A 19,612-nucleotide genomic window follows, 5' to 3' on the forward strand; every position below is an offset into this window, starting at 1 on the left:
CGTCCATGTCCTTCGTTACCCCAACCGAAAGCTGTCCATGTTGTACCGATTCAAATCACAGGCCACGGCCGATCTCATCATGCTGCGTGCCGATGCCCAGAGTGCACTGCGGCTGATCGGCAAAGACATCACGCCCGAGGGCGTGATCAGCCCGGATCAGTTGCCCCGGGCCATCGACATCCTGCAGCAGGCCTGGCGAGAAGACCATGCCTTGCGCTTAGAGGAAGAAACATCTGCGCTTGAGCCGTTGGCCGAGACGGACGATGCCCTCCCTGGTGTTCGGCTGTCACAGCGACTGGTACCGCTGGTGAACATGCTGGACCTGGCGAAAAAAGCCGAGGTGGCGGTGGTTTGGTCAGAATCCTGACCGCTTGACCTCCGAGCCTGACTGAAGCTCCATTGAGTCGCCAAGTCTGTCAAGTTTGGCTGCGCGGGGGGCGCACGGGAAGGTTGACGGGCTATCACTTGGTGATGCTATTTCAAACTAGGTTCCCTGCTGTAGCTGCCCTGAGGAAACTCCATGCCGTTCGCGTCCGGCCTGGTCAGTCCAACCTATTCATCCGCAAATGCGGATATTTTGCTTTGGCCAATGAACCTCTACCTCCTTGGCCCTCGCGGCTGCTATCGTCGCCAGCCTGCTGTTGGCTCCCGCCGCTCAGGCCGACAACGAAGCCATTGTCACCGACGAAATAGCGGGCTACCTGGAGGTCATGGACTACAGCGGTGGCGTCATCTTTGCCTATCAAATCCACAGGTACAAGTGGCCGCAGATGCTGATGTACGCCGCGAACGAGGCCATTCTCAAGAGCAAACTTGTGCTGATCTAGTGCAACACCAGCTGGCTCCAGCTGGCTCCAGCTGGCTTTGCGCTGCGCTTGGTCGGCTAGGAAATCGTGTGCATCCGCAGGGCGGCACGCAAGAGTGAAAGGCCCTGGGCGAGTTCGACGCAACTGCCTAGGCGGCTACATCTGCGAAGTACTATGTGGCCTACAACGTGACCCCACTGACCATGAAGAGGCGCTCCCTGGTTAATTTCACTCGCTCCCACGTGACACCGCTTGTGATTGCTGGGACAGGATTTCGGCCTGACAAAACAAAAAGCTAGCTCGCGGCTTGCTCCAGGTCACAAGGCAAGAGGTTCACAAGCGCAAGCTGCCGAACCTATCAAGTTGATGAGAGACCATCATGGAAACTTCGAGCAGTGCTGTTCATCGCGAGCCATGGAACAAGGGGAAGATCTAGGGGCAGAAAGCGCCATTCAAATTGAAGGATGTCTAGGCGATACGACGAGTGCGCCTTCAGATGCAAGGGCGTACCCGAGAACTCGCGCTCTTGAATCTTGGAATCGGGCTGTTCTAGCGAATGCTAGTGACACTTTGATTTCCCATAGCGGCATCCAGCACCAGCGCAGGTTGCATCCTCATGGGGCCTGATCGCTCCAGCATCCTGAACCAGCCCAGATACGAATCAAGGTACTTCGTGGCAACACCCTTGAAGCGCTGCATCCAGGCGCGCAGCCTGCTGACATAGGCATTGACGTTCTGCACATGCCAGGGCCCTTTTACCCGTTGGCCTTTGCTCACGTTCACCGCCTGATGCTGCACTCCCAGAGCCCGCGCAGCGCTGGCCAGCGTGACGCTGCCATCGGTGCACAGGATGGTGTCTGGTGGTAGCAAGGGGTGCAGTGCAGTTTGTACGCTCACCGCCTGGTGGGTCTGCAGGATGAAGTTTGCCGTGGCTCCAGCTCTGTCTCGCGCCATCAACACCGGGGTGTACTCCGAGCCCTTGCAGCCAGCCAGCGCTTTGCCGCCCCGCCTGCGAGGGTGGCGCAGCAGTCCCCTTTCTCCCTTGCAGGAGACCAGGAAGTAGGACTCATCAGCCTCGGCGATGCCCAGAAGTTGGCGTGCCTGCAGAGTCTTGGGGCAGGCCAGGAAGCGGTGGCGCCAGCGAAAGGCGGTGCTTTGCGCCACACCCAATCGCTGAGCCACCTGGTTGAGCGAGAGTCCTTCGCCCAGGGCCTGTGCCTGGCCCACCCACTTGTCCCGCAGATGCAGCCGTGCCAGTGGTGTGCCTGTCAGGGCGTTGAAGGTGCGCTTGCACTGTCGGCACTTGAAGCGTTGCAACCCATTGGCCGAGCCGTTCTTGACGAGCCGGGAGCTGGCGCAGTGTGGGCAAGCCCGGCCCTCGCTGGCGTGCGCCTCAATGACGGCACTGGTTTGGCTTCGATTCATCAGCGCCTGCAGGCAGCTTGCCAGTTGCTGGCGCTGGTGGTACGTCAGCTGGGGCAGGCTGTGGATCAAGCGCGTCATCTGTTGCTGTCGCATGGCCTTCTCCTGGGGCGAACGCAAAGGCGTCATGCTCAAAAAGATGGGGACCATGCGGCACGATTAAAGTCTCATCACTAGCTTTCGCTAGAAGAGCCTGGAATCGATAGCAAACTGCATGGATGCGAGCTCGTATCCCTCAAGGTACGCGATGTATGCCACGGAGATCAGATTGGAAGCCGCGCCATTCGACGGGCTGCTGACCTGCGTGCTCGCTCCCAGGAAGAGTCATATCAAATCTGGTGGCTAGTTGAGCTCTGGGTACTGTTGACGGCGATCGCGCTGAAAACGTGAAGTCATCGACTTTTTCCACACCCTGTACGTTCTGAGCAACCAACACTGCCAAGTCTCGCTGAGTCTTATCAGTCACCATGCCGCTGAGCAGCACCACCCCGTTGTGAACTTGAATGCTAATTTCACTGCGCTGCAAAGGTGATAGGCTTAGCGCGACACGCACACGAGACTTGAGCACACTATCTTCTAAGTAGTCACTAGGAGAGGAGTCTGTAGGCGTCATGCTGACTGTGCCGGACTGTTTACAGCCTTGTATCGACACCACAGTTAGCAAGCCCAGAAGAGCATAGGAGAGTCGGCGGCTTTCGACCATATTGACCATAGGACATTCCCTCAAGACGCTGGCTATCGGATGGACGGCCATTGAGAGCAGATGTTCCATCTACCGAGAGCACATGTCTGTGCGTAAACGTACTCTTCGTAGAAATTCTCCTCAAAATTCCAGGCATATGGACTTGATCGTCCCGTATTGGCAATGCCTTTTATCTTTCACAGATGCTTGGGATTCCTGTGGCTTCAACTGTGGAAAGAAAAAGAGCCAAGCGCTTTGTTGCGAAGTACGCAAGTCAGCCGAATGCTCATTGTGTTTACCCAACCAGCCAACGCATCTTTCACTTGCTTTGGAACATGCCTGTAGCATCGAAGCGGACATCGAATCCATGTTCGCATCGCCAGCTTCAGGACTCAAGTAAACGCACAAAGTGCGCAAAAAGTGTCACTGCGATCTGCTCGCTACCGCACAGACAGGTGGCATCAACACCCTTTACAAAACGCTCAGAGCGCCGCCACAAGCCGGCTGCCTAGTTCATCTGTAAAAGGAGTCGTGCATGCCCTATATCTCTCCCCATTCCCCTGTTTGGGACACTTCTTGCTCAGGATGGCCTGCAAAATTATCGGCGCTGGAGGACTCCGAACTGGGTGAGCATTTGGCGTATTGCGGCGCGCTGCGCGGGCCACTGCATCAGTTTTTTACGGGCGCTGCGTTGCTGTGGGGCGTAGTGGCAGAACATGTGATCACAACCGCGCTCCTGGTTACATTGCTTGTGGGAGCTTTATCGCTGGTCCATTAGGGATAAGCAGACATGGAGTTGCGTACGCCATGGCCCTGGGTTCCTTCCGCGCTGGACCGCATGCTCGACGCCCGGGCAGGCGCTGTACTGGACCCCTTGCGCGCCGAAGTGTTTGGCGTTGCCCGCTTCGAAGAGCATGGTCGGCACCTGGCCTCCACGCACGAGGCGGGCAGGGCTCCCTTCGGCCGGGCCACCTTTTACCCACGCCTGCAGAGCAACATCCGCGCGCTGCGGGCCGCATACCGCTACCTGTTCGATGCACCACATGACGAGCATGTCGTCAGCCCCGCCGCTGAATGGCTATTTGACAACTTCCACCTGATCGAAAGCCAGCTCAAGGAAATCCGGGCCGGGTTGCCGCCGCGTTACTACCGATCGCTGCCGGTGCTCAAAGACGCCCCGCTGGTGGGCCTGCCGCGTGTGTACGGTGTGGCGTGGTCGTTTGTGGCCCACACCGACAGCGCGTTCGATGAATCGCTGCTGGTGCACTATCTCAATGCCTACCAGCAGACCCGCGAGCTGAGCCAGGGGGAGCTGTGGGCGTTGCCCACCACGCTGCGTGTGGTGCTAGTGGAGAACCTGCGCCGCTTGGCCGAGCGCCTGGCCAGCCACAAGGCCGCGCAGGAGCTTGCCAGCCTGTGCGCCGCCCGCAGCAATGACCTGAACGTGTTGACGCTGGATGCCGCCTGCGCAGCCATGGAGCAACGTGGCGTGGCCCCGGTGTTCCTGGCCCACATGGCGCAGTCAATGATGGGGCGCGGTGTGGTGGGCGGGCATGCCGCTGCAAGCACGCCAACGCCCGTACAGCAGTGGTTGCTGACCGCTGTGCCCGACTTGGTGGCGCTACAGGCCCAGCAGCAGATCAACCAGGCGGCCGACCAGCTGAGCATGGGCAATGCCGTCACAGCACTGCGGAGGGTGGGCGCGGCCGACTGGTCCGACATCATCAGCCAGACCAGCCTGGTGCTGCGCGCCATGCTGCTGTCGCCCGTGTTCGCGGCTGAAGACGAGTCCACCCGCAACACCACCTTGCACGGCATCGAAAACCTGTCGGCCCGCAGCGGGCAGGGCGAGGCCGCCGTGGCGCAGGCGCTGCTGGTGCTGATGTCGGGTGCCGACGGCGAGCCTCCAGATCATCCAGGAGCTGCGCAGGCCTTGGCAGGCTATTGGCTGCAAGGCGCCGGGCGCAACCAGCTGGAGCATGCCCTGGATGTGCGCCGACATGCCACCGACGCGGTGGCCCTGTGGCGTTCTGCGATGGGTCTTTCACGTGTGCCGCTGTACCTGGGCGCCTTGCTGCTGGGCTCGCTCGGTCTGCTGACCTGGCTGATGGCGCCGCTGTGGGGTGTGCAGGCGGGGCCCGATACCAGCGCAGCCCATCTTGTGGGCCTGGCGCTGGTTGCCGTCTTGTTGCTGCTGCCCGTGTCCGAGATCGTGGTGGCCGTGGTCAACCGGCTCATTGGCGAATCCGTCCAGCCGACCTACATGCCCCGCTACCTGCTGCCAGCGGGCATTCCGGGATCGGCACGTGTGCTGGTGGCTATCCCGGCCCTGCTCAGCAGCACCGGCACCATCGAGCGGCTGGTGCACCGCCTGCACCTGCATTACCTGGCCAACCCCGAGCCCTTTGCGCAATTTGCGCTGCTGACCGACGGTGTGGATGCCGATGCGCAAGACCTGCCCGAAGACGGCGTGCGGCTGGCCCATGCCGAGGGCTTGATGTTGGCCCTGAATGCCCAGCACCCATCTATCACGGGCGATGCACCGCGGTTTTTGCTGCTGCACCGCACCCGCACCTACAGCTCCACGCAGCAGCAGTGGATCGGCTGGGAGCGCAAGCGCGGCAAGCTCGAACAGCTGGTGGCGGCCCTCGCCACTGGCGGGCAAGGCGCCTTCCTGGACCTGGGCGAACTTTCGCACCTGGCGCCCCAGACCCGCTATGTGCTCACGCTCGACAGCGATACGCAGCTGCCCCTGGGCCGCCTGCGGAGCCTGGTGGGTGTGGCTGAGCACCCCGAGAACCAGCCTCGGCTGGATGCCACAGGCCAGCGCGTGGTGCAGGGCTACGGCATCCTGCAGCCCCGGGTGCTGGCGCCACTGCCCACCTCTGCCACCACCTCGTTGTGGCAGTGGCTGTTTGCGGGCCAGCAGGGGCTGGATCCGTACAGCGCCATGACGTCCGACGTGTACCAGGATTTTTTTGCCGAAGGCAGCTTCACCGGCAAGGGCCTGCTGCATGTGGCTACTGTGCACGCCGTGCTGGGCGGGCGCCTGCCGGCCGACCAGGTGCTGAGCCACGACCTGCTCGAAGGTGCGCTGGCACGCTGCGCCGTGGTGAGCGATGTGACGCTGGTGGAGGCGGAGCCCGAACACAGTGACACCGCCGCCGTCCGCCTGCACCGCTGGACGCGGGGCGACTGGCAGCTGTGGCCCTTTCTGGTCCAGGCCCGCCGTTGGGGCTTATCACCCGTCAACCGCTGGAAGCTTCTGGATAACCTGCGCCGCTCGCTCGTGGCGCCCGCGTCGCTGGTGCTGGTGGTGCTGGCCCTGGCGGGGCTGGGCCTGCCCTTGGCCAGCACGCTGGCGCTGGTGGTGGCGGCCTATGCGTCTGCGCTCTTGATGGGGGCACTGGCGGGCTGGGTGCCCAGCCGCTTTGGGCTGGTCGGCATGCGTTTTGTGCACGAAGCCTCAGGCGACCTGTTGCGCGCCCTGGCCAGTGGTGTGTGGCACCTGGCCCTGCTGCCGCAGCAGGCGCTGCTGCTGGGCGATGCCGTGGTGCGCACTGTGCACCGACAGGCCGTGAGCCGTTGGCATCTGCTGGAGTGGACCACGGCCGAGGCTGCGCAGAACACCCTGATCACAGGCCTGGGCGCCACGCTGCGCAGACACAAGGCGGCACCCTTGCTGGCGCTGGGCTGTGGCGTAGCGCTGTGGGCTGGTGGAACCCAGACAGCCTGGGCCTTGGTGGGGCCGTTGCTGGCGCTGTGGGCGCTGTCGCCGCTGCTGGTGTGGCTGGCCAACCGCGTTCCGTCTGGCCTGGGCAACCCAACACTGTCGGCACAGGACCAGGACCTGTTGCACGGCGTGGCGCGCGACACCTGGCGTTTGTTCGAGCGCTGTGTGGATGCCCACAACCACCACCTGCCGCCCGACAACCTCCAGACCGCCCCGTATGAAATGGTGGCGCACCGTACCTCGCCCACCAACATCGGGCTGTACCTGCTGAGCGCAAGTTGTGCGCGCCAGTTCGGCTGGATTGGCACGCTGGAGCTGCTCGACCGGCTCGAAGCCACCCTCATGAGCCTGCAAGCCATGGAGCGGCACCGGGGCCACTTCCTGAACTGGTACGACACCGAAACCCTGCGGCCCCTGCACCCGCGTTATGTGTCCACGGTGGACAGCGGCAATTTATGCGCGCACCTGGTGGCCGTGGCGCAGGCCTGCAGCGCGCTGGCGGCGCAGCCACTATCACCGCTGGCGGGTGCGCAGGCCATCTGCACCTCGCTGGCGCGGCTGCAGCGCCGGCTGGGCATCCACCACCCGGGCTTGCGCGGGATGCTTCCCTCGTCCGCCTTGAGCCGTCTGCTGGTACTGCGTCTGCCGGACCCGTCGCACCAGCCGGAGGTCACGGCGTTTCGCGCGCTGCTGGCGCAGGCGCAGGACGAGCTGCGCAGCATTGCCCAGCCACGCCACCCGGCCATCGTGCACAGCCCGCCCACGGCGCAGGACGAACTGCTGTGGCTGCTGGCCGACCACCTGGCCACACTGCACTCGGTGGACCGTGACCAGCAGGCCGCACACAACGGCGGCGCACCCGAGGCCACGCGGCGCCTCATGGGGCTGGCAGAGGCGCTGGATACCCTGGCCTGGCAGGCCGACTTCCGGTTTCTGTACCACCCCCGCCGGCACCTGTTGCACATTGGCTACCGGGTGGACGAGCAGCAGCTGGACACCTCGTTCTACGACTTGCTCGCGTCCGAATCGCGCACCACCAGCCTGCTGGCCGTCGCCAAGGGCGACTTGCCCGTCAAGCACTGGGCGGCCCTGGGGCGGCCGTTCTTTGCCAGCGGCCACCATGCGGTGCTGCGCTCGTGGTCAGGATCGATGTTCGAGTACCTGATGCCCACGCTGGTCATGGACGAGCCGTATAACAGTGCCCTGGGCGAGGCAGGGCGGTCCGCCCTGCGTGAGCATGTGGCGCTGGTGCAGGCCTTGGGCAAAGACATGCCCTGGGGCATTTCAGAATGCGCCTACGCCGGGCGCGACCACACGCTGGCCTACCAGTACGCTCCGCAAGGCGTGCCCCGCTTGGCCTTGCGCCGCACGCCCGTGGGCGAGCTGGTGATTGCCCCCTATGCCACGGCGCTGGCCACCCAGGTGGATGCCCGTGCAGCCAGCGCCAACTTCCGCACGCTGGCCGCACTGTCGGCGCGGGGGCGCTACGGCTTTTACGATGCGCTGGACTTCACGCCCGAACGCCAGACCCATGGCGAGCGGCTCACGCTGGTCAACACCTACATGGCCCACCACCAGGGCATGACCATCGTGGCGCTGGCCAACGTGCTGCTGGGTGGCGTTGCGCAGCGCTGGGGCACGGCGCATGCCCGCATCGAAGCCGTGCTGCCGCTGCTGCAGGAGCGCGCCCCGCGCGAGCTGCCCACCTTGCAGGCCACACCGCCGCGCCTGCCGCTGCATGCGCGCCAACAAAAAACGCCCGACCATGTGCGCCCCGTCACCCCGGGCGCCCAGGTCTTGGAGCCCACACACCTGCTGGGCAACGGGCGCTACAGCGTTACCCTGCGCGCCAACGGGGCAGGGTGGAGCCGCTGGCGCCAGACGGGCATCACCCGCTGGCGCGACGATGCGCTGCGGGATGCACATGGCAGCTTTCTGTATGTGCGGCAGATGGGCTCCAGCGTGCCCGCGTCCGTCACCAGCCACCCCGCGCCCGATGCACGTGCGGTGTATGGCAGCATCTTCCACACCGACCGCGTGTGTTTTGACGCACTGTGGCCGGGGCTGCGCGTACACACCACCGTGTGGGTGAGCCCGGAAGACGACATTGAACTGCGCAAGGTGGTGGTGAGCAACCTGGGTGATGAGGTGATCGAGCTGGAGCTGATCTCGGCCCTGGACATCACCCTGGCCACCCACGCGGCCGACGAGGCGCACCCCGCGTTCTCCAACCTTTTCGTCGCCGCCGACTGGCTGCCCGCACAGCAGGCGCTGCGGTTCATCCGAACGCCCCGCCTGCAGACCGAGACCACCCTGCAAGCCGCCCACTTTGTCGCAGATACCCAAGGGCACGTGCTGGGCCTGCGTTGCCAGACCGACCGGCAGCTCTGGCTGGGGCGCAACCATACGCCCGGCCAGCCGTTGGCTTTGCTCAGCCGCGTGCCTGAAGTGCCTGCATCGCTGGACACGGGCCTGGACCCTGTGGCGGCGCTGGGCGTGATGCTGCGCATTGCGCCCGTTGCGCAGGCCTGCGTCACTTTTGCTACGGCGGCATCGCAAGACCCGGCCACGCTGCTGGCCATCATCGACAAGTACCGCCAACCCACCTATCTGGAGCGCGCTTCGGCCATGTCTGCCACGCTGGCCAGCATCCAGTGGGCGTCGCACCGCCCGCACCGCGACTACCTGCCCGCGCTGCAGGCATTGACCACGGCGCTGGTGTTCACGCTGTCCAAGGTCCACACCCCCTACCTCGGCGTGCTGACCGAGGCCCAGGCCGCCCACCCCGTGTGTGACGGGCGCGCGCTGTGGCAACTGGGCCTCTCAGGCGACCGACCCATCGTGCTGGTGATGGCCGGATCGCCCCAGGGCATGGGCTTGCTGCGCACGCTGGCCCAGGCGCTGCGCGAATGGGCGCATGGCGGTGTGGCCTGCGACCTGGTGGTGCTCAGCAGCGAATCGCACTCGTACCACATGCCCCTGCAGCGCGAGCTGACGCTGCTGCGCGAGCACCACGATGCCGACCTGGTCACGCACACCGGCCCGGCGGTGACCAGCCTGCGGGTGCTAAGGCTGGATGAGCTGTCGGCTGCGCAGCTGGGCACCTTGGTGAGCCTGGCCCGCATCACCCTGCAGGCCGATGGCCATGCGCTCATGCACCAGGTAAAGGCCTGGGTGGCGGCCCATGGCGTCTCGATGGTCGGCCCCTGGCGCGGCGGCGCCACGGACGAAGTGCCCACGCACCAGGGCAGCACCCAGGTGCCCGCGCCAGTGGGCGGTTTTGCACCGGTGACAGGCACCTTTGGGTTTGATGTGTCGGCCGCGTTGCGGCCCGCCAAACCCTGGGTCAATGTGCTGGCCAATGCCCAGTTGGGGGCCATGGTGTCGGAAACTGGCGCGGGCAACACCTGGGCGCTCAACAGCCGCCTGAACCAGCTCACCGCGTGGTCGAACGACCCGGTGGCCGAACCGCCCGCCGAATGGCTGCTTCTGCAAGACCGCCGCACGCGTGAGGTGTGGGGCCTGACGCCCTCGGCCTGGGGTGCGGCCGATGTGGCGTACCGCGTGGAGCACGCCCAGGGCACTACCACCATCCACCACCGCAGAGGCGCGCTGGAGGTGGAGGTGCGCTGGTGCGTGGACCCCGTCACCGCCATCAAGCAGGTGTTTGTGCAGGTGCGCAACCTGGGCAACCGGCGCGAGCACTTGCGCCTGGTGGGCATGGTGGAGTGGATGATGGGCGAAAAGCGCGGCGACCGTGCCACGCTGGCCACCGCCCCGTGTTTTGCACCACTGCCCGATGGCCGCTTGCTGGGCCTGCTGTGCACGCAGACCGAGGCGGCTGCGGGCTTGGGCGGGGGCACGGCCTTTTTCTGCGAAGCCTCGGCTGGGCCGGGCACGGACGACCGTGCCAACGACAGCCTGGACTGGACCTGTGATCGCCGCGAGTTCTTCGATGCGCAGGGCGATCTGGTGGTGCCCCTGCAGCTGGAGCAGCGCAGCGGGTTTGGGCTGGACCCCTGCGCAGCCCTGTCGCGGTTGGTGACCTTGCGGGCCGGGGCGGTGTTCGAGCGCGTTTACCTGATGGGCTATGCCCCCACCGAGGCCGCTGCGCGCACGCTGGCGCAAGAGGCCATGACCATGGCGGCCCGTACACGCGAGCAAGCCACGCTGGACCGGTGGAACGAACTGTTGGGCGCGACGCAGGTGGTCACGCCCGACCCGCTGTTCGACGTGCTGGTCAACCGCTGGCTGCTGTACCAGACGGTGTCGTCGCGCCTGTTTGCCAAGGCGGGCTTTTACCAGGCGGGCGGTGCCACGGGCTACCGCGACCAGTTGCAGGATGCCATGGCGCTGGCCTGGGCGCAGCCGGGCACCTTGCGCGCCCAGATTGTGCTGTGCGCGTCGCGCCAGTTTGAAGCGGGCGATGTGCAGCATTGGTGGCACACGCCGGGCGGAGCCGGGGTGCGCACGCATTTCTCGGACGACCTGCTGTGGCTGCCCTTTGCTTGCGCGCATTACCTGAAACGCACTGCAGACCACAGCTTGCTGGACGAGCAGGTGGCGTTCCTAGAAGGTTCTGCGATCCCCGAGGGCGCGGAAGACATCTACGAAGCGCCCAGCGCCAGCACCAACACGGCCAGTGTTTACGAGCATGCCGCCCGCACCATAGACCGCAGCCTGCGCACCGGCGCACACGGCCTGCCGCTGATGGGCGGCGGTGACTGGAACGACGGCATGAACCGCGTGGGCGACGGTGGGCGCGGCGAATCGGTGTGGCTGGCGTGGTTCCTGTGCGCCATCGTCACTGACTGGATTCCGATCGCCCGTGATCGGGGCGATCTGGATCGCGTGCGGCGCTGGGACGCTGCCCTGACCGGCTGGCGCGCCGCATTGGAAAACCAGGCGTGGAACGGTGATTGGTACCAGCGCGCCTTTTTTGACGATGGCACGGCACTGGGCTGCCACACGCGGGACGAGGGCCGCATTGACCTCATCGCCCAGGCCTGGGCAGTGCTCTCTGGCGCAGCAAGGCCTGCGCGGCAGCGCCATGCGATGGACGCGGTCGAGGCGCATCTGGTCAACCCCGCAGCAGGCTTGATCCAGCTGCTGGCGCCCCCGCTGCGCCATGCCGAGCCCAGCGCGGGCTACATCCAGGCCTACCCGCCCGGCGTGCGCGAGAACGGGGGGCAATATGCCCATGGCGGCGTGTGGGCACTGATGGCCGCCGCAGAACTGGCCCTGCAGAAGCCTGAGCACCCTGGCGCGTTCGATGTGCCTTACCGTTACTTCACCTACCTGAGCCCGGCGCACCGGGCCCAGCACCCGGTGTGGGGCCCGGTGTACGCCGTGGAGCCCTATGTGATGGCGGCTGACATCTACAGCCAGCCACCCTATGTGGGGCGCGGCGGCTGGAGCTGGTACACCGGCGCGGCAGGCTGGCTGCACCGGGCGGCGGTGGAGTCCATCGTGGGGTTGCAGATGGGCGCGCAGGAGCTGTTCTTCACGCCTTGCTTGCCATCGCACTGGCCGGGCGCAGAGCTGACGCTGGTGCGAGGTTGGCGCACGCTGCGGTTCATCCTGGTGCGGATGCCCCCAGGGGCGGAGCCTGCCACGTTGCCGGAAAGCGCCCCATCTGGCGCACGCTGGCTCCAGGTGGGAGAGCGGCTGCGCTGGGTCGATCTCCTTTCGGACCTGTGTTGTGTGATCCCTGTCCGGGGGCAGGCAGACACTGTTGCAGGCGCCGTGTAGCGCGAATGGGCAGAAGTCATTTGGTAAATGTGTGTATGTGCGATACCGTACAGACCACGAAGGGCGTGGCCCCACAAACTGGCTACTTGCCCAGCGTGGCAGGCACAACCGCGATGGTGGTGCGCCCCGCGTTCCACAAGGTGCCGCCATCAAACGATCCGACTCTCCCCTTCAGAATCAATTGCTGGCCGCTTTGCCGGAGGTAGAGTTTCAGCGCTGGCTGCCGCAGCTGGAGTCGGTGGAACTGGCGTTGGGGCAGGTGCTCTACGAGTCAGGTGCAGCAATGCCGTATGTGTATTTCCCTTCCAATGCCATAGTGTCCCTGCTCTATGTGCTGGAGGATGGTGCTTCGGCGGAGATCGCTGTGGTGGGTTTCGAGGGCATTGTGGGTATTTCGATCTTCATGGGGGGGGGCACCACTCCTAGCCGAGCGGTGGTGCAAAGCGCCGGGGCTAGCTATCGTTTGCGCGCAGAAGTGCTCAAGCAGGAGTTTGAGCGCTCCGGACCAGTCATGCATCTCATGCTGCGCTACACGCAGGCTCTCATCACTCAGATGGCGCAGACCGCCGTATGCAACCGTCATCATTCCTTGGATCAACAGCTGTGCCGTTGGCTGCTGCTTAGCCTGGATCGCCTGAAATCCAACCAGCTGGTGATGACTCAAGAATTGATAGCCAACATGCTGGGAGTACGCCGCGAGGGGGTAACAGAAGCTGCCTTGAAGCTGCAGAAGACGGGGTTAATCAGCTATGCCCGTGGCCGCATAAATGTGCTTGATCGCCCGGGTTTGGAGGCTCGTACTTGCGAGTGCTATTGCGTTGTGAAGAAAGAGTACGACCGGCTTTTACCCAACGAAACTGCCAGCTGAGCGAATTGCAAGTCCATTCTGATGGGTCGCTCTTGTATGCATCTTGGCTACCCACGGCCTGCAAATTCTCACTTAACGGAAGCAGCGTGGCATTTTCCAAGCGCTGCGTGCGTTGGCAGACAGTCATAGCAGGGTGGCGGACTCAAAATGACCGGACTTGTCCATTGAGCCGACCAGCATATCCCTGACTGTGCCGTAGTTTGGATCAGCGTTGAGCCAACATGGTGATCAAGCAATGATTCGTAATGAAAATCGAATTCTCCAGTTACTGCCGCTCGATGCACGACAGCAGCTACTCAGCCATTGTGAGTTGTTTGAATTCGTTCTCTCCGCTGATTTGAGCGTCCGAGGCAAACCGCTCAGTCATGCGTATTTTCCTAGGGAGGGATTTCTCTCTCTGGCGATCGATGTGGATAGCCACCCGCCCCTGGAGGTTGGCATGGTGGGCCCAGAGACCATGCTGGGCTCAGAGTTGATACTGGGACTGGCGGCAACGCCGTGGCGCGTGCTGGTTCAGGGGGCTGGGGCGGGATGGCGTATTACCTCTGCGACGCTACGCACTCAAAGCGAAAATCTCCCCGCGCTACGAAAACTATTACAGGCGACGTTGCTGGCACGTTTGCACCAGCAGACGCTTGCAGCAGCCTGCCAGCGTTATCACCTTATTGCGCCGCGTCTGGCGCGATGGCTCTTGATGAGCCAAGACCGCTCGCACACACCGAGCTTCCATGTGACACAGGAATTTCTTGCTCTTATGCTGGGAGTACGCCGCGTCGGAGTTACGGAGGCAGCTGGGCATTTTCAGGATAAAGGTCTGATCGCATACCATCGCGGCGTCTTAACGGTACAGAACCGTGAAGCATTGGAGACGCAGGCATGCACTTGCTACGCTGCAGACAAAGATATCTATGATCGATTAGTGAATGCGAGTATTTAGAGTTTTAGCGTTTTCTACTGGTTAAAAGGTGCAGCGTCACTCAAATTTCCAATGTCGCTTGATATTGATTTCGTAGCTACTAATATCCATATGCTGCGGCATACCCGATGGGCTTGAAATCTAGATCTAGTGTTGTCAGGGAAGGTCTGCAAAACCTCCTGACCTGATCCTCCCCAGCGCCAAGCATCCAAGACAATGGCGCCATGGATCAATACACCCTGGGCCTGGACCCACTGCCCAAGAAGACCCGCAAAGAGGTCTTTCTCGATGAGATGAACCAGGTGGTGCCCTGGGCAACGCTGGTGGCTCTCATTGCCCCCTTCGCCCGGGGCTCGCACCAGGCCCTGGGTGGGCGCCCACCGTTTCCTATCGAGACCATGCTGCGCATCCACTGCCTGCAGCTGTGGTGGAACCTGAGCGATCCGTCCATGGAAGAAGAACTGCACGAGCGGCCCCTGTACCGCCGCTTTGCAGGCCTTGATGGTGCAGCTCGCATGCCCGATGAGACCACCATCCTGCGTTTCCGCCATTTGCTGGAGAAGCACCAACTGGCCCCGCAGGTGCTGGCGGCCATCAACACCGGACTGGCCCAGCAAGGCCTGATGCTCAAGACCGGCACCATCGTGGACGCCACCATCATTGCTGCCCCCAGCTCAACCAAGAACAAAGAAGGTGAGCGAGATCCAGAGATGCACCAGACCAAAAAGGGCAACCAGTGACACTTTGGCATGAAGGCGCACATTGGCGTGGATGCCGACTCAGGACTGGTGCACACCGTCATCGGCACAGCTGCCAACGTCAACGATGTGACGCAGGCAGCAGGACTGTTGCATGGCAAAGAGAAGCATGCCTGGGGTGACGCGGGCTACCAGGGCGTGGATAAGCGCCAGGAGATGCAAGGGAGCAAGGCCAAGATCAAGTGGCACGTAGCCATGCGCCCGGGCAAGCGCAAGACGCTCGATGCCAATCGGGAGCTGCACAAACTGCTGGAGAAGGTCGAGCGACTGAAGGCCAGCGTGCGGGCCAAGGTGGAGCACCCGTTCCGGGTGATCAAGCAGCAGTTTGGGTATGCCAAGATACGCTACCGTGGGTTAGAGAAGAACACGGCGCGGCTGACGAAGCTGTTTGCGCTGGGCAATCTGTGGATGGCCAGGAAGCGGATCATGGCGCTGCAGGGATAGGTGCGTCTGTGGGGCGCCAAAGTGGCGCCACAAGGGCTGAACCAGGCCTGCAAACGGTGTCAAACCGGCCCCAAAAAGCGGATTGCGCAGGCATCAGGTGACGCGGCGCTCGACATCAGGCTGTGCCGGGCTGGCGCATGGGGTTTTGCAGACCTTCCTTAATACTAGGCTACAACGACGTATTTGCAGGCCAACTGGCCTCTGTGCGCTCGGCGTAATAGTTGAAGCAAGACGATACGGACTGTTTTTACCCATACGAGATCCTTTGTGCTTTGGACGCTCTCGAAAACACTTTTACTCTGTCGCCGGGTCGTTCAGAGATTCACCCCGGATAGTGAGCTGTTGGTGAATCTGCAGTCTGTAGCATCTCTTTACCAACCACCGTCTGCTACCGCACACAGACGTGATCATGTCATTCACAGGCGGTGGACTTTTGCGCTACGTTGATTTCCACGCAAATCTCTATTTTGGGAGGCCTAGATAAAAAATTAAGCTGTTTATATGCCCCAAAGACCAACGGGCAACCGGTATTAAATAGTGCAGACAGAGCCAAGGGAGGTCTTGTTCCACTTCTCGTTGTACCCCCGGATGTATTTGTCGACTATCTCAATTAACCGCTCGATAGGGACGCTCCTGCAGGCCCGAGGATAGAACAGCTCATTCTTTAGCCGACCGATGCAGTCCTCATAAGCCGCGTTGGCAGGAGAGCAGGACTTGCGGTACATCGAGTGAATGAGGTTCGCGTCGTGCATTCTCCAGAGCCGGCATGGCCAGCGGTAGCGGCCCCCTAGGCAGAGTGGGCCACAGCTCGGTCGCGTGTTTTCGTCAATGTTTCCAAGAAAGCACTCAGTATTGTGTTGAACAGTTCTGCGAACCAGGATCGTGTCAATAGTCCAGCTGACCACCACCTCATTGAAGCATTCGATGATCAGTGAATCGCCCCGGTTTGAACTGACTGAACTCACCCGGGACGATTCAACAATTCCCATAGTCACACATGATAGATACGCGGCTTGGTGAAGTGCGTCTTGCTCCTACTGAAGCGTTGAGGAGTGTTTGAGCGAAAGACTGCTGCGCGCCGGAAAGCAGAAAATCATCCGCGGGCTGCCACCTGCAGGAGCCGCTACAGAACAGACCTAAGGCGTGACGGCTTCAGGCTGAGGCTGTGTGAAAACCCTCTGATTGGCCGATGCTGAACTCGGTAGAGTGCACAGACATACTGGACATAGAGGTCAATATGTCGAGATACATCGAAGGTCAGGACAGGCAGCAGGTCACGCTGCTGCCGGAGTGCCTGGATGACTTCATTGCAGACAACAACACCGTTCGGATCGTAGACGTCTTCATCAGCGAGGTGGACTTGGTCGGCCTGGGTTTTGATGGAGCAAAGCCGGCTGCAACGGGTCGGCCTTCGTATCACCCCTCTGTGCTGTTGAAGCTCTACCTGTACGGTTATCTCAATCGCATCCAATCCAGCCGCCGGCTGGAGTGCGAATGCCAGCGCAATATAGAGCTGATGTGGCTGACCGGCCGCCTCGCCCCTGACTTCAAGACCCTCGCGGACTTCCGCCGCGACAACGGTAAAGGCATTCGCAACGTCTGCCGTCGCTTCGTGATGCTGTGTCGCGAGTTGAAGCTGTTCACTGACGCCGTCGTGGCCATCGACGGCAGCAAGTTCAAGGCAGTCAACAACCGCGACCGGAACTTCACGGGGGTGAAGATAGATCGATTCCAGGAACACATTGAACAAAGCATTCAGCGCTATCTGGATGGACTGGAGACGGCGGATCGCACACAGTCGGGCGTGCTACCAGCCAAGACTGAGCGGGTACATGAGAAGGTCAAGAGGTTGCGCCAGCGCATGCAGCAGCTTGAGCAGGTCAGGGATAAGCTGAAAACTGAGCCCGACGGACAGCTGTCAGTGACAGACCCCGATGCACGCGCCATGGCCACCAGCCGTCCTGGCTCTGCGGTCATTGGCTACAACGTCCAGACGGTGGTCGATGCCAAGCACCACCTGATTGTCGCGCACGAGGTAACAAACGACAGCAGCGATAGATCGCAGTTGAGCAAGATGGCATTGGCTTCACGCGAAGCCATGGGCCCCCCTGATCTACAAGTTCTCGCCGACCGGGGTTACTACAACGGTGTCGAACTGAAGGTCTGCCAGGACGAGAGGGTCGCAGCCTATGTACCCAAGCCGATGACCTCAAATGCAAAGGCTGCAGGTCGTTACGATAAGACCGACTTTATCTACATCGCCCGAGATGACGAATACCAATGCCCATCGGGGCAGCGAGCGATTCATCGCTTCACCACCGACGAGCGAGGTCTACAGATCTACATCTACTGGTCGAGTGCTTGCCCTGGTTGTTCGCAGAGGAATCAGTGCACGACGAGCAAGTACTGTCGCATCAGGCGCTGGGAGCACGAGGATGTGATGGACGCCGTACAGCAGCGACTTGATCGAGAGCCCGATGCCATGAAGGTGCGCCGGCGAACCATCGAACACGTCTTGGGGACGCTCAAACACTGGATGGGCTCAACGCACTTCCTGATCCGAGGCCTTCAGAACGTGGCAAGTGAGATGAGCCTTCACGTTCTGGCGTACAACTTCAAACGCGTCCTCAGCATCCTTGGCTTTGAACGAACCAAGAAGGCCATGCAATTGTTGGGCACATGAGCGGCCCTTTGCAGCCGAAATAGGCGCGATTTAAAGCCTTGGGAGGGAACTGAGATCTATCTGACGGGTCGTCAACGCGGCCAATTCACAAAATCGCCAAGTCGCGATTCGAACACGTCAAGGCTGCGATTCGAGCCCATGTCAGGCGAACTCTCTGTGGGTTTCCACACAGCCTCAGCCTAAAGCCGAAACCCCGACATGAGCGCCATGCCCCGCGCATTTGTCTCAACAGCGCTGCACGTGGGGTGCTTTCCCTCTGTTCCTATATCTCTTGCCCAGATCCTAAATCTGCCTAAAGTTACGGCTCAGGAAGAGAGACATGCAAGGCACAGACCACACCAAAATTCGCCATCGTCAGCCTTTACTGCACCGGGTATTCAATGGCATCCGAGCCCTGACTTTGGGCGCGGGGGTACTAACTCTTTGCAGCCTAGCCGCCGCCTTTCAAATCGCCCCCATGGGCTCGGCCTTTGAATCCAGACTTACCAATGAAACTGAAGACTCTCTCGCCGCGGTCGCTGGTCGTCTGGGCGTTCTGATCAAAGGGCGAGTGCACGAAGAGATCACCCAGATTGCCATGGGTTGCCCGGTAGAGCCCACCAGTCTTGCCCAAGACCCCGTCTGCGGTGCGCGAGATCTTCCATTCGCAACGCCCTATGTCATCTACGGGGTCCGATGGAACGACTTGCCGCCCTTTAAGCTCGCCCCTGAGGAAGGCAATTGCACCTACCTGGGTAAATCCTGCAAAGTGTCAGAGACCATCCGCGTCTCGACACAACCTCTGTGCTGGTACTGCCTCTTCAAGGATGCAGAAAAGAAAGCCCAGACCAAACCCATCTTGGGCTGCAGCAAAGCGGCTGGCACCCAGCGCGGCAACGTGATGACCCGTTCCCACTTTGGCGATCTGCAGTTCTTGCATGCCATGGCCAGCGAAGAGGGCGTGCACCCTGGGGCCACCCGTGCGAAGGTATTGGATTGGCTTGAGTTCGCGTGGAAAGTGGCATCCAGAGAAATCAAACCCGATACGTTCCTGCGTGACATAGACAACCCAACGCTGCAAGAGCACTTTGGCTGCAAGCAGTGGCGTGTCTCCGATCTCTACATTCTGGGCCGGCAAGACAAATTGCTGCCTTACCTGCACCACGTGGCCTTTGGCTCGGTACTGCACACCGTGCAAGACTCCTTTGCTGCAGCCCATACCACCCGTGAGCCATCACCTCCCGGCGCGACTTGCAAAAACACCGCATGGCCTCAGCCCCGGCGCATCGTTGAATTCCACACCTACGGCTCCCAGGACGGCCATTTGCATGACGACCAAGACAGCCGCGATGCGATGACCCGCGTGAGCATCGCTGAAAAATGGCCAGATGCCGTAGAGGCGACGCGAACGCTGGCACAGTTCTACGATGATCGAGCCCGCTGGGCTGAAGTACAGCCCTACATGCAGTGCTTGTTCGAAATGGCCGATGAGCGCCACAACTCCTCACCGGGAGATGCATTCCGTCGCCACTGATGCCGGCTGGGGCAGGGCATCGAACCAACCCGGCGC

The 19,612-nt window shown here is 62.0% G+C and carries 10 protein-coding genes and 4 pseudogenes; 11 read left to right on the plus strand and 3 right to left on the minus strand.

What is annotated here, in order from left to right; translation table 11 throughout:
* Window positions 1-37: 37 nt before the first annotated feature.
* From AACH87_RS21835 to AACH87_RS21845, 3 genes and pseudogenes are all read left to right on the plus strand, one after another.
* Window positions 38-367 carry a DUF1840 domain-containing protein gene (locus AACH87_RS21835; protein WP_338799233.1) on the plus strand — a complete coding sequence of 110 codons (330 nt, stop codon included), beginning with the start codon at window positions 38-40 and terminating at the stop codon, window positions 365-367.
* Between the two features lie 238 nt (window positions 368-605).
* Window positions 606-827 (plus strand): hypothetical protein, encoded by a 222-nt coding sequence (locus tag AACH87_RS21840; protein ID WP_338799234.1) that lies wholly within the window; start codon window positions 606-608, stop codon window positions 825-827.
* 358 nt (window positions 828-1,185) lie between these two features.
* A pseudogene (locus AACH87_RS21845) lies at window positions 1,186-1,347 on the plus strand (integrase); the annotation flags it as partial.
* An 8-nt stretch (window positions 1,348-1,355) separates the two neighbouring features.
* Here the strand turns inward: AACH87_RS21845 and AACH87_RS21850 are convergent.
* The gene (locus AACH87_RS21850) at window positions 1,356-2,324 is read right to left on the minus strand and encodes an IS1595 family transposase (protein ID WP_338799235.1); all 969 of its coding nucleotides are present in this window, start codon (window positions 2,322-2,324) and stop codon (window positions 1,356-1,358) included.
* An 81-nt stretch (window positions 2,325-2,405) separates the two neighbouring features.
* On the opposite strand from AACH87_RS21850, the pseudogene AACH87_RS21855 reads away from it, so the two are divergent.
* Window positions 2,406-2,513: pseudogene (locus AACH87_RS21855) on the plus strand (integrase); the annotation flags it as partial.
* Here AACH87_RS21855 and AACH87_RS21860 read toward each other — a convergent pair.
* Window positions 2,464-3,000, minus strand: a complete 537-nt coding sequence (locus tag AACH87_RS21860; protein WP_338799236.1) for a BON domain-containing protein — start codon at window positions 2,998-3,000, stop codon at window positions 2,464-2,466. The pseudogene AACH87_RS21855 and the gene AACH87_RS21860 sit on opposite strands and share 50 nt — an antisense overlap.
* Window positions 3,001-3,445: 445 nt before the next feature.
* Between AACH87_RS21860 and AACH87_RS21865 the strand changes: the two genes are divergently transcribed.
* The 5 genes and pseudogenes from AACH87_RS21865 to AACH87_RS21885 all read left to right on the plus strand — a co-directional run bounded on the left by AACH87_RS21865 (window position 3,446) and on the right by AACH87_RS21885 (window position 15,380).
* Window positions 3,446-3,688 (plus strand): hypothetical protein, encoded by a 243-nt coding sequence (locus AACH87_RS21865; RefSeq protein WP_338799237.1) that lies wholly within the window; start codon window positions 3,446-3,448, stop codon window positions 3,686-3,688.
* Window positions 3,689-3,748: 60 nt separating this feature from the next.
* A complete protein-coding gene (locus AACH87_RS21870) occupies window positions 3,749-12,394 on the plus strand; it encodes a glucoamylase family protein (RefSeq protein ID WP_338799357.1) in 8,646 nt (2,881 codons plus the stop codon).
* A gap of 193 nt (window positions 12,395-12,587) precedes the next feature.
* Window positions 12,588-13,262: a Crp/Fnr family transcriptional regulator gene (locus AACH87_RS21875; RefSeq protein ID WP_338799358.1), complete on the plus strand. Its 675-nt coding sequence runs from the start codon at window positions 12,588-12,590 to the stop codon at window positions 13,260-13,262.
* A gap of 235 nt (window positions 13,263-13,497) precedes the next feature.
* Window positions 13,498-14,199 (plus strand): Crp/Fnr family transcriptional regulator, encoded by a 702-nt coding sequence (locus AACH87_RS21880; RefSeq protein WP_338799238.1) that lies wholly within the window; start codon window positions 13,498-13,500, stop codon window positions 14,197-14,199.
* A 203-nt stretch (window positions 14,200-14,402) separates the two neighbouring features.
* A pseudogene (locus AACH87_RS21885) lies at window positions 14,403-15,380 on the plus strand (IS5 family transposase).
* Between the two features lie 530 nt (window positions 15,381-15,910).
* Here the strand turns inward: AACH87_RS21885 and AACH87_RS21890 are convergent.
* Window positions 15,911-16,315 (minus strand): annotated as a pseudogene (locus AACH87_RS21890) (IS3 family transposase); the annotation flags it as partial.
* A gap of 302 nt (window positions 16,316-16,617) precedes the next feature.
* On the opposite strand from AACH87_RS21890, the gene AACH87_RS21895 reads away from it, so the two are divergent.
* Both AACH87_RS21895 and AACH87_RS21900 read left to right on the plus strand, forming a co-directional pair.
* Window positions 16,618-18,063, plus strand: a complete 1,446-nt coding sequence (locus tag AACH87_RS21895; RefSeq protein WP_338799239.1) for an IS1182 family transposase — start codon at window positions 16,618-16,620, stop codon at window positions 18,061-18,063.
* 457 nt (window positions 18,064-18,520) lie between these two features.
* Window positions 18,521-19,576, plus strand: coding sequence for a hypothetical protein (locus AACH87_RS21900; RefSeq protein WP_338799240.1), 1,056 nt, complete (start codon window positions 18,521-18,523; stop codon window positions 19,574-19,576).
* Window positions 19,577-19,612: the final 36 nt, after the last annotated feature.

The sequence above is a fragment of the Acidovorax sp. DW039 genome (assembly GCF_037101375.1).
Classification (GTDB): Bacteria; Pseudomonadota; Gammaproteobacteria; order Burkholderiales; family Burkholderiaceae_C; genus Acidovorax.